The organism is Micromonospora sp. NPDC049102 (assembly GCF_043197485.1).
Lineage (GTDB): Bacteria > Actinomycetota > Actinomycetes > Mycobacteriales > Micromonosporaceae > Micromonospora.
Genome location: NZ_JBICTE010000001.1, coordinates 404,104 through 414,520, shown reverse-complemented (window position 1 = coordinate 414,520; position 10,417 = coordinate 404,104). Strand labels below are relative to the sequence as shown.

10 protein-coding genes and 1 riboswitch are annotated in these 10,417 nt (G+C 73.7%); of the genes, 7 read left to right on the top strand and 3 right to left on the bottom strand.

Going from position 1 to position 10,417, the window contains the following annotated elements; translation table 11 throughout:
- Positions 1 to 238 precede the first annotated feature (238 nt).
- Positions 239 to 348: riboswitch (TPP riboswitch) on the top strand.
- The 7 genes from thiE to thiC all read left to right on the top strand — a co-directional run bounded on the left by thiE (position 343) and on the right by thiC (position 6,084).
- Positions 343 to 966 carry a thiamine phosphate synthase gene (gene thiE, locus ACGFH9_RS01950; RefSeq protein WP_393213882.1) on the top strand — a complete coding sequence of 208 codons (624 nt, stop codon included), beginning with the start codon at positions 343 to 345 and terminating at the stop codon, positions 964 to 966. (Overlaps the previous riboswitch by 6 nt.)
- Positions 963 to 2,057: a glycine oxidase ThiO gene (gene thiO / locus ACGFH9_RS01945; RefSeq protein ID WP_393213879.1), complete on the top strand. Its 1,095-nt coding sequence runs from the start codon at positions 963 to 965 to the stop codon at positions 2,055 to 2,057. The genes thiE and thiO overlap by 4 nt, the downstream gene beginning before the upstream one ends.
- Complete coding sequence (gene thiS / locus ACGFH9_RS01940) at positions 2,057 to 2,257, top strand: sulfur carrier protein ThiS (protein WP_393213876.1); 201 nt, start codon at positions 2,057 to 2,059, stop codon at positions 2,255 to 2,257. The genes thiO and thiS overlap by 1 nt, the downstream gene beginning before the upstream one ends.
- Entirely contained in the window at positions 2,254 to 3,033 is a 780-nt protein-coding gene (locus ACGFH9_RS01935) for a thiazole synthase (protein WP_393213873.1), read from the top strand. Before thiS ends, ACGFH9_RS01935 begins: the two co-directional genes overlap by 4 nt.
- Complete coding sequence (locus ACGFH9_RS01930) at positions 3,030 to 3,692, top strand: thiamine phosphate synthase (RefSeq protein ID WP_393213870.1); 663 nt, start codon at positions 3,030 to 3,032, stop codon at positions 3,690 to 3,692. The genes ACGFH9_RS01935 and ACGFH9_RS01930 overlap by 4 nt, the downstream gene beginning before the upstream one ends.
- Positions 3,689 to 4,474: a bifunctional hydroxymethylpyrimidine kinase/phosphomethylpyrimidine kinase gene (gene thiD, locus ACGFH9_RS01925; protein WP_393213867.1), complete on the top strand. Its 786-nt coding sequence runs from the start codon at positions 3,689 to 3,691 to the stop codon at positions 4,472 to 4,474. Before ACGFH9_RS01930 ends, thiD begins: the two co-directional genes overlap by 4 nt.
- Before the next feature lie 17 nt (positions 4,475 to 4,491).
- Complete coding sequence (thiC, locus tag ACGFH9_RS01920; protein WP_393213864.1) at positions 4,492 to 6,084, top strand: phosphomethylpyrimidine synthase ThiC; 1,593 nt, start codon at positions 4,492 to 4,494, stop codon at positions 6,082 to 6,084.
- Between the two features lie 107 nt (positions 6,085 to 6,191).
- Here the strand turns inward: thiC and ACGFH9_RS01915 are convergent, their stop codons facing one another.
- The 3 genes from ACGFH9_RS01915 to ACGFH9_RS01905 all read right to left on the bottom strand — a co-directional run bounded on the left by ACGFH9_RS01915 (position 6,192) and on the right by ACGFH9_RS01905 (position 10,416).
- Complete coding sequence (locus tag ACGFH9_RS01915; protein WP_393213861.1) at positions 6,192 to 9,083, bottom strand: hypothetical protein; 2,892 nt, start codon at positions 9,081 to 9,083, stop codon at positions 6,192 to 6,194.
- Positions 9,084 to 9,160: 77 nt separating this feature from the next.
- Positions 9,161 to 9,469 carry a cupin gene (locus ACGFH9_RS01910; protein WP_266246239.1) on the bottom strand — a complete coding sequence of 103 codons (309 nt, stop codon included), beginning with the start codon at positions 9,467 to 9,469 and terminating at the stop codon, positions 9,161 to 9,163.
- A complete protein-coding gene (locus ACGFH9_RS01905) occupies positions 9,466 to 10,416 on the bottom strand; it encodes an LLM class F420-dependent oxidoreductase (protein WP_393214235.1) in 951 nt (316 codons plus the stop codon). The genes ACGFH9_RS01910 and ACGFH9_RS01905 overlap by 4 nt, the downstream gene beginning before the upstream one ends.
- Between the last annotated feature and the right edge of the window lies 1 nt (position 10,417).

Here is a 10,417-nt window from a genome sequence, read left to right as displayed (position 1 = left end):
CCGTCCCAGATGGAGCCGGTGGAGACGCCGTGCCAGGGCGTCCACGCCGGCATTTTGTCGATTCGCTGAACAAATTAGTTCTGCTGCATCGATGTCCGGCAAGATGCCGGCGGGTAACGGTTCTGCAACGGCGGGCGACATTCCGAACAGGACCGGAGAAAGCACCCCGATCGATCTCTCGCGCCGGGGCGGCGGGTTCTCCCTTGGCAGGGGAGGCGATATGTCGTACGGTGACACGCAAGTAACCCACGGGAGCCCGGTGTACCGGGCTGAGAGGGGGGCTGACAGCCCCCGACCGTCGAACCTGATCCGGGTAATGCCGGCGCAGGGAGGAGCGTTGCCGTGCCGTCCCTTGGCCGACTGCATCTGATCACCGACACCCGACCCGGGCGCGATCCACTCACCGTGGTCCGGGCCGCCCTCGCGGCGGCCCGCGCCGACCTCGTCGTGCAGGTCCGGGTGGAGGACTCCGCCACCGACCGCGAGGCGTACGACCTGGCCGCCCGGGTGCTGGCGCTGTGCGCGTCGTACGGCGCGACGTGCCTGGTCAACGACCGGCTGCACGTGGCGCTCGCGGTGGGCGCCGCCGGTGGCCACGTCGGCGCTAACGACCTACCGGTCGCCGCGGCCCGGCACGTGCTCGGCGCAACCCGCGTGCTGGGCGCCACCGCCCGCGAGCCGAGGACCGCGACCGAGGCCGTCGTCGCCGGGGCCACCTACCTGGGCGTGGGCCCGTGCCACGCCACCAGCACCAAGGTCGGTCTGCCCGACCCCATCGGAACCGTCGGGATACGCGACGTCGCCGACGCCGTCGACGTGCCGGTCATCGCGATCGGCGGGGTGACCGCCGACCGGGTGCCAGCGCTCCGGACCGCCGGGGCGTACGGGGTGGCGGTGGTCGGGGCGATCTGCGCGGCCGCCGACCCCGCGCGGGCGACCGCCGAACTGCTGCGGGCGCTGGCGTGACGCGTACCGAGGTGGCGGTGGTGGGCGGGGGCCCGATCGGGCTGGCCGTCGCGTGGCGCTGCGCCAGCCGGGGCCTGCGCGTCGAGGTACACGACGCGGCACCCGGATCGGGGGCGTCGGGCGTCGCCGCCGGGATGCTCTCTCCGGTCGCCGAGGCGTACTTCGGTGAGCGTCGGCTGACCGAGCTGCTGGTGGCCTCCGCCGCCCGCTGGCCCACGTTCGCCGCCGAGCTGACCGAGGCCAGCGGCACCCTCATCGGCTACCGGAGCGAGGGCACGCTGATGGTCGGGCTGACCGGTGACGACCTGGCCGAGGCGCGCCGGCTCTGGGCGTACCAACAGGGTCTTGGTCTGCCGGTGACGCCGCTGCGCCCCACCGAGCTGCGCGACCGCGAGCCGGCGCTCGCCCCGCGGGTGCGCGGTGGCGCGCTCGCGCCCACCGACCACCAGGTCGATCCCCGGCTGCTGGTACCGGCGCTGCGCACGGCCGCGCGGCGGGCTGGCGCGGCGTTCGTGCCGCGACCGGTCCGGCGGCTGTCCGACGTGGACGCCAGGGTCACCGTGGTTGCGGCCGGCTGCGGTGCCGCCGCCCTCACCGGACTGCCCGTGCGGCCGGTGAAGGGCCAGATCCTGCGGCTGCGCGCGCCCGGCGGCGTCGCGCCGGGCTTCCGGCACGTGATCCGGGGGTACGCCGACGGCGAGCACGTCTACCTGGTGCCCCGCACCGACGGTGAGGTGGTGCTCGGGGCGACGGTCGAGGAGCGGTCGGACACCACAGTCACCGCCGGCGCGGTGCAGCGACTGCTGCGCGCCGGTGTCGACCTGCTACCCGAGCTGGCCGAGTACGACCTGGTGGAGGCCGTCGCCGGTCTGCGGCCCGGCACCCCGGACAACGCGCCGATCCTCGGGCCGCTGCCCGGCCGGCCGGACGTGCTCGCCGCCACGGGACACCACCGGCACGGCATCGTGCTCACCCCGGTCACCGCCGAGACGATCACCGACCTGGTGCTTACCGGAGTACCCGACCCGCTGCTCACCGGTTTCGGCGCCGACCGGTTCGCCGGCCCGATGCGCGGTTTCGAGGAGGAGTGATGGAGTTGACGGTGAACGGGACCGGGCGCACTGTCCCCGGCGGCGCGTCGGTGGCCGATCTGGTCGGTGACGTCGCCCCGCACCAGCGTGGCGTCGCGGTCGCGGTCAACGGCGAGGTGGTGCCCCGGACCGGCTGGCCGGTCACGGAGCTGCACGACGGCGACCGCGTCGAAGTGCTCACCGCAGCGCAGGGCGGGTGAGCGGCGTGCCGTTCGAACTGGGTGGGACGACGTTCGGCTCCCGGCTGATCCTGGGCACCGGTGGGGCCGCGAACCTGCACGTGCTGGAACAGGCGATCCGGGCGTCCGGTACGGAGCTGGTCACGCTGGCGCTGCGCCGGGTGGACACCGCGCCGGGCACCGGGGGTGGGCTGCTGGAACTGCTGGACCGGCGCGGGGTACGGCTGCTGCCGAACACCGCCGGCTGCCACACCGCGACCGAGGCGGTGAAGGTGGCCCGACTGGCGCGCGACGCGTTCGACACCGACTGGGTGAAGTTGGAGGTCATCGGCGACGAGCGGACGCTGCTGCCCGACGGGGTGGAGTTGCTCCGCGCCGCCGAGGAACTGGTCGCGGACGGCTTCACGGTGCTGCCGTACACCAGTGACGACCCGGTGCTCGCCCGCCGCCTCGCCGACGTGGGCTGCGCCGCGGTGATGCCCGCCGGCGCGCCGATCGGCTCGGGGCTCGGCATCGGCAACCCGCACCACATCCGGCTGATCCGGCAGAGCGTGGACGTCCCGGTGATCCTCGACGCCGGCATCGGCACCGCGTCCGACGCGGCGCTGGCCATGGAGCTGGGCTGCGACGCGGTCCTGCTGGCCAGCGCGGTCACCCGGGCCGCCGACCCGGTGGCGATGGCGACGGCGATGCGGTACGCAGTCGAGGCCGGACGCCTCGCCGCGGGCGCGGGCCGGATCGCCCGGCGTTTCCACGCCCTGCCCTCCACCTCCGACGAGGGAAGACCGGACCTGTGACGGGGTTGCTGCCGGGGGTCGTCCTGTTGACCGACCGGCTGGTCGCCAGGGGCGGTCTCGAACGTGTCGTGGCGGGGGCGGTCGCCGGGGGAGTGCGTTGGGTCGTGCTCCGGGAGAAGGACCTGCCCCGCGCCGAACGCGCCGCTCTCGCCGTCGACCTGCGCGCGATCCTCGCCGACGCCGGCGGGACCCTCATCGTGGCCGGCCCCGACCCGTTGGGCGGGGACGCCGTCCACCTGCCGGCCGCCGGCCCCTACCCGCCGCCGGCTCTGCCGCTGGTCGGCCGCTCCTGCCACAGCGTGGCCGAGCTGAACCGTCTGACCACCGAGCACTACGCCACGGTCTCCCCGATCTGGCCCACCCGGACAAAGCCCGGCTACGGCCCACCCCTGCACGTCGAAGGGCTGCGCACGCTTGTCGACGCCAGCCCGGTGCCACTCCTGGCCCTAGGTGGAGTGGAGACCCCGGAACAGGTAACCGCCTGCGTCGAGGCAGGAGCCGCCGGAGTAGCAGTCCTCGGCGCACTCATGCGAGCAGACAATCCGTCTGCAACAGCACACCTGCTGACCAGCGCCTTCGCCGAGGCGGTCACCCAGAAGCTCCTAGAAAGCCGGCACGGTCGGCCGCAGCCCCAAAGCGCAACCAAAGAGGCAACATGACACCAAGAACAACCCTGACCATCGCCGGCTCCGACTCCGGCGGCGGCGCCGGAATCCAGGCGGACCTCAAGGTCTTCGCGGCGCTCGGCGCGTACGGCACGAGTGTCCTGACAGCGGTCACCGCGCAGAACACCCGGGGTGTCGACGCCGTCCTGCCGCTGCCGCCGCGCACGGTCGGGGAGCAGTTGGACAGCGTGCTCGTCGACTTCACCGTGGGCGCGGTCAAGACGGGGATGCTCGGCACGCCGGCCGTCGCCGACGTGGTGGCCCAGGCCGCCCGGGACGGCCGGTTGCCCCAGCTCGTCGTCGATCCGGTGCTGGTCGCCACGAGCGGCCACCGGCTGGGCGTGGTGGGCGCGGTGGAGCGGCTGCTCCCGTACGCGCGGGTGGCGACGCCGAACTGCGCGGAGGCGGCGGCCATCACCGGACGAGGAGTGGACGACGTGCCCGCGATGGTCGTGGCCGCCGAGGCCCTGGCCGCCGGCGGTCCGGAGTACGTGGTCGTCACCGGTGGTGACGTGGGTGGGGACGAGGCGGTCGACGTGCTGTGCGGCGGCGGTGTCACCACCCTGCTGCGCGCGCCCCGGGTGGACACCCGGCACACCCACGGCACCGGTTGCTCGTTCTCGGCGGCCATCGCCGTGCGGCTCGCGCTGGGCGATCCGGTGCCGGCGGCCGTGCAGGTCGCCAAGGAGTACGTGTTCCGCGCGCTGACCGGCGGGCGGAACTGGGAGCTGGGCGCGGGGCGCGGACCGCTGGATCACTTCGGCTGGTCCGCCTGATCACCAGGGAGGTTGTCATGCAGGCACGAGGCAAGGTGTACGTCGAGGGTTCGCGGCCGGATGTGCGGGTGCCGTTCGCGGAGGTGGCGCTGACCGGCGATCATCCGCCGGTGCGGCTCTACGACACGTCCGGCCCGGGATCGGACCCGCAGGTGGGGTTGCCACCGCTGCGCGGCCCGTGGATAGCCGAGCGGGGTGACGTGGCGCCGGTGCGGGGCGCGGGTACGCCGTTGGCCGGGATGGACGGTCGTCGTCCGACGCAGTTCGCGTACGCGCGGGCCGGCGTGGTGACGCCGGAGATGGAGTTCGTGGCGATCCGGGAGAACGTCGACCCGGAGCTGGTGCGGGCCGAGATCGCCGCCGGTCGGGCGGTGCTGCCGCTCAACGTGAACCACCCGGAGTGTGAGCCGGCGATCATCGGGAAGGCTTTCCTGGTCAAGGTGAACGCCAACATCGGCACCTCGGCGGTCAGCTCGTCGGTGGCCGAGGAGGTCGAGAAGTTGACCTGGGCCACCCGCTGGGGCGCGGACACGGTGATGGACCTGTCCACCGGCAAGCGGATCCACGAGACCCGCGAGGCGATCGTGCGGAACTCGCCGGTGCCGATCGGGACGGTGCCGATCTACCAGGCGTTGGAGAAGGTCGGCGGCGACCCGGTGAAGTTGAGCTGGGAGGTGTTCCGGGACACCGTGATCGAGCAGGCCGAGCAGGGCGTCGACTACATGACGGTGCACGCCGGGGTGCTGCTGCCGTACGTGCCGTTGGCCGTGGACCGGGTCACCGGGATCGTCTCCCGGGGTGGCTCGATCATGGCGGCCTGGTGTCTGGCGCACCACGAGGAGAACTTCCTCTACACCAACTTCGCCGAGCTGTGCGCGATCCTCGCCCGCTACGACGTGACGTTCTCGCTCGGCGACGGGCTGCGGCCCGGCTCGATCGCGGACGCCAACGACGAGGCGCAGTTCGCCGAGCTGCGCACCCTCGGCGAGTTGACGACTGTCGCCTGGGAGCACGACGTCCAGGTGATGATCGAAGGCCCCGGCCACGTGCCCATGCACAAGATCAAGGAGAACGTGGACCTCCAGCAGGAGTGGTGCCACGAGGCCCCGTTCTACACGCTCGGGCCGTTGACCACCGACATCGCGCCCGCGTACGACCACATCACCTCCGCGATCGGCGCGGCGATGATCGGCATGTTCGGCACCGCCATGCTCTGCTACGTCACTCCGAAGGAGCACCTCGGCCTGCCGGACCGCGACGACGTGAAGGCCGGCGTGATCGCGTACAAGATCGCGGCGCACGCGGCCGATCTGGCCAAGGGTCACCCGGGCGCGCAGGAGTGGGATGACGCGTTGTCGAAGGCGCGGTTCGAGTTCCGCTGGGAGGACCAGTTCAACCTCTCGCTGGACCCGGAGACCGCTCGGTCGTACCACGACGCGACCCTGCCCGCCGAGCCGGCGAAGACGGCGCACTTCTGCTCGATGTGCGGTCCGAAGTTCTGCTCCATGAAGATCACGCAGGAGCTGAAGGAGTACGCGGCCCGTGGCATGAAGGACAAGTCGGAGGAGTTCGTCTCCGGCGGCGGAAAGGTCTACCTACCGCTCGCCTGACGGAGCGGCCGCTTCGGCATGGTCAACTCTGGTTCCGGGAAGTCCGGGTGTCCTGGCCGGCGGGAAGGCCCCGGATTCACGGAACCAGAGTCAATCAAGCTCGCCGTTCACTCGCGGTGGTGACGGCCGGTGGAGCGCAGCGAGCGACGGCCGTTCTCCGGCTCGGGTTCGTTGTCGGTGACCGGCTTGCTGAGGCCGGCGACCCAGTCGACGAACTCCTCGTCCTGCGCGGGGAGCGGCTCCGCCGCGTCGGGCGCGGGCCGGCTCTCCTCGTCGGCCCGCACCCGGTTACGCCGGAACAGGCCGCCGAGCCGCCCCCGCCGGGAGGACTGCCGCCCGTCGTCGGTGGACGCCCGCGCGGGATCGTCCGCCGGCTCGGCACTGTCGGCGGTGATGGACGCACCGCCCTGCTCCGGTACGACCGGGGTGATCGACGGCGGCACGATGGACCTCGCCAGGGCGGCCATCGCGCTGGCCTGGTCGGTCCGGCCGGTCCCGCCGAGGGTCTGGCCCGGCGTGCTGACGGCTGGTCCGGTGGTGTCGGCGGTCGTGGCGGGCGATGCGCTTCCCTCGGGCGCGCTGGTGTTCTGGTCCGGCGTACCGGTGCTCTGATCCGGTGTTCTGGCGCGGCGGGTGGTGTCGAAGGCGTCCCAGGTGGGCACCCGGCTCAGGTCGGGCAGGGGTGCCCGGTGCCGGAAGCGGGGCGTCCAGTCGGTCGAGGCCTCGGCGCTCGCGGGCGTGTCCGCGGTCGGCGGTTCCGGGTCGGTCGACGCCGTGGTCCAGGACGGGGTGGCCGACCAGGCGGGAGCCGCCGGCGTCCACCGGTCGCCCCCCGCGTCGCCGGCAGTGGGCTCGCCGAACAGCGACGTGCCGGCGCGGCCCTCGGTCGTTGCCTGTTCGGTGCGGCGGCCCACCCTGGACTTCGTGACCGGCGTGGAACCTTCGGCGGTCTCGGCGAGCCGGCTCGCATCCTCTTCGGCGGTCTGGGCCTGCGAGTCGGTTCCGGCAATCCGTGCCGCTTCGCCAGGCTCGGCGCTTCCACTCTCGTCGGCGCAGGGGCGCGGCGCGTCCTGGTCGAGCGCCCGATCGGGGTCGACGCCTGGCACGTCGGCGCCCTTGCCGGCGCGGGTCGTCCGCTTGGCGCGTCCGCCGGTCGCCCCCTCGGTGCTCGTCCCGGTGGGTGCCGTACCGGCCGTGGCCGTCGCGCTGGCGCTCGTCTCGGTGGGTGCCGTTCCGGTGGCTGCCGCCGTGCCGTCGTCGGCGGCGGTTGTCGGGGTGGCGGCCGGGACGGACTTCGGCTTGCGCGAGCGACGCGGCTTGGGCGGGGACGCGTCGGCGGCCCGGTCGCCCGCGCTGTCCGCGCTCGGCGTGCCTGCGCTGTCCGCGCTCGGCGTGCCTGCGCTGGACGTGGTCCGGGTGACGGTGGTGCCCGTGGTCGGAGTGACGGTGGTGCCCGCGACCGGAGTGCCGGTCTCACCGGAGCTGTCCGTGGTGAGCGGAGCATCGGTGGCGAGCGGGGCCACGGTGCCGCTGATCGTCGTGTGGTCGCTGCCCGGCTCGTTGCGGCCAGTCGTGCCGCTGTTACTCGCGCTGTCGTCGACCGCGTCGGGCGTCGGGCTGACGGCTGCCGTCCCGGCCGTGGTGGGCTTCGCAACGGCACGGACCGGGTCGGCGGCACCGGCGGTCGCGTCCTCGTCGCGGCTCGACTGCTGCCGCCCGGCGGTGAACTCGCCGGTCGGGTCGGTCAGCCAGGAGGCGCGGGGCGGCGTGGGCTCGTGCCGCCCGCTGGCGGCGAACGCGTCCGGGGTCGCGGCGTCCCCTGCCGACACGGCGGTGTCGGACCGCTGGCGGGGGCCGGCGGGTCGAGGGGCCTGGCCCGGGCGCGTCGCCTCGGCGGGGACCGGGCCGTGCTGGCCGCTCGCCGTGGCAGACGGCCAGTCCCAGTGGGCGGGGACGGTGCGTACACCGGGGGTGTCGTCACCGGCGCGCGGACCCGGAGCCGTCTCGACCAGCTGTCCGCCGGCGTGCCCGGAGTGGTCCTCGGTCCGATCCGTCGACGTCACCGGCTCGCTGCCCGGCAGCGTCGGGCCGGCGGGCAGCGGGCGCAGGATGTCGGTCGGTGTGATCGCCTCGGAGTCGGCGGCGCGGACGCCGAGGGGCCAGCGCAGCAGGGCGGCTGCCGTCGCGCCGAGGGCGCCAGCGAGGACCGCGATCAGCGCTGCGTAGTAGGGGGTCGTCTGGTAGCGGTCGACGGCGTCGCCAGGGCCCGCGGCCAGGTACGCGAATGCCACCAGCACCGGACCGGCCACCCCGGTCGCCGCGCTGATCAGCGGGACCTGGCCGCGCCAGCGGGCCAGTCCGGCGGTCGCCGCTCCCGCGAGCAGCGCCACGATCGGCAGCAGGAGCAGCGCCAGGCTCTGCGCGGCGGCGGCGTCCAACCAGTTCGGTTCGAGTACGCCGAGTCGGACCGTGGGCAGCGGACCGGTCGTGCCGAGCGACGGCAGGACGGAGATCAACGCCAGCAGCCAGATCGTCCCCGCCACGGCCGCCATGTTCCAGCCCAGTTCCGGCCGGAGCAGTACGGCGATGGCCGCCCCCGTTCCGACGACCGCCCCGAGGATGGCGCAGATGCCGACCGCCCAGACCGGGTCCACCGAGATCAACTCGGCGGCTCGGGCGGGCTGCATGCAGAGCGGGGCGACGGCCGTCGCGCCGAGCGCGGCGGCGCCACCGATGGCCAGGTGTCGGCCGGTGCTGGCCGGCGGGGTGTCCCGGCGGGCCAGACGTCCGGTCAGGACGGCGCCGGCGACGGCGGCGTTCGCGGCGAACCAGCCCACCCAGACGAGCTGGGCCGGCCACTGGTTGACGGTCGAGCCGGTGAAGGCGCCGGTGAGCCGGACGATGCCGAAGCCGTACGCGACGCCGAGTTGGCCGGCTCCGGCCAGCACGCTCACCCCGAGCGCGGTGAGCAGCAGTCTGCCCCAGGTCCGATAGGCCATGTCCGGCACGTTACGCACCTGGTACACCCGATCGCCACCGGCGCGCCGCGCGGCGCGCCGAGGCGCGCCCGGCGGGTCTACTTGAGTTCGACCAGTCGGGCCAGGTATGTCGTGTCCCCGACATTGGTGAGCATGTGCACCGCTCCGGGGTCGCGGTAGACGACCCCACCGGTGGGCTCGTCGGCGTCGATCCGGGTGCCGTCGATCGTCTGCACGACGTTCTTCGCGCCCTGGATCGCCACCACCAGGTAGGGGTGGTCGTGCCGGTGCAGGGGCTGGCGCTCGCCCGGTTCGAGCCGGATGTGCCAGACCCGGACCCGGTCGTTCTCGTACACGATCTCCTGGCCCACGGGCCCGAGTTCGGTGCCGTCGATCACATCGGTCATCGTCCACCGTCCAGTTGGGGAAGCACCTCGGCGGCGATCAGTTCGAGGTGGTCGAGGTCGTCGAGGTCGGTGAGGCGCAGGTGCACCCGCGTGGCGCCGATCTCGGCGAATTCGCCGATCCGCTGCACCAGCTCTGCCGGCGAGCCCACCACCGGGTCCTCCGGTGGCAGCGCGCTCTTCTCGTGCAGCGGCGCGGCCCGGCGGGCGGCCTCCGCGTCGGTACGTCCGACGGCCACCACGATCCCGGCGGAGAGCACCAGCGGGGCTCGCCCCCTCTCCGCCCGACCCCCGTGGTCGCACGCCTCCCGGACGCGGTCGTACGCTCCGGCGGTCTCGGCCACGGACTTGAACGGCATGTTGAACTCGTCGGCGTACCGGGCGGCCAGCTCGGGGGTCCGCTTGGGACCGCGCCCGCCGACGATGATCGGCGGGCCGGGCACCTGCCTCGGCTTGGGCAGCGCGGGCGCGTCCACCAGTCGGTAGTGGTCACCGGTGAAGCTGTACGTCTCGCCCAGCGGGGTGGACCACAGCCCAGTGATCACCTCGAGCTGCTCGGCCAGCCGGTCGAACCGCTCGCCGACGGCCGGGAACGGGATGCCGTACGACGTGTGCTCGCGCTGGTACCAGCCCGCGCCGATACCGAGGTCGACCCGGCCGCCGCTCATCTGGTCGACCTGTGCGACGAGCACGGCGAGAGGGCCGGGCAGGCGGAAGGTCGCCGACGTCACCAGGGTGCCCAGCCGGATCCGTTCGGTCTCCCGGGCCAGCGCGGCGAGGGTCAGCCAGGCGTCCGTCGGGCCGGGCAGGCCGCTGTCGTCGCCCATCGACTGGTAGTGGTCGGCGCGGAGGAAGCCCTCGAAGCCGCCCGCCTCGGCCAGTCGGGCGAACCGGAGCTGGGTGTCGTAGTCGGCGCCCCGGTGCGGCTCGGTGAATACCGACACCCGCATG

What these genes read in the sequence shown, in the direction of transcription:
- thiS (WP_393213876.1), top strand. Translation starts at nt 2,057, where the DNA reads ATGGAGTTGACGGTGAACGGGACCGGGCGCACTGTCCCCGGCGGCGCG.
- thiD (WP_393213867.1), top strand. Translation starts at nt 3,689, where the DNA reads ATGACACCAAGAACAACCCTGACCATCGCCGGCTCCGACTCCGGCGGC.
- thiC (WP_393213864.1), top strand. Translation starts at nt 4,492, where the DNA reads ATGCAGGCACGAGGCAAGGTGTACGTCGAGGGTTCGCGGCCGGATGTG.
- ACGFH9_RS01915 (WP_393213861.1), bottom strand. Translation starts at nt 9,083, where the DNA reads ATGGCCTATCGGACCTGGGGCAGACTGCTGCTCACCGCGCTCGGGGTG.
- ACGFH9_RS01910 (WP_266246239.1), bottom strand. Translation starts at nt 9,469, where the DNA reads ATGACCGATGTGATCGACGGCACCGAACTCGGGCCCGTGGGCCAGGAG.
- ACGFH9_RS01905 (WP_393214235.1), bottom strand. Translation starts at nt 10,416, where the DNA reads ATGCGGGTGTCGGTATTCACCGAGCCGCACCGGGGCGCCGACTACGAC.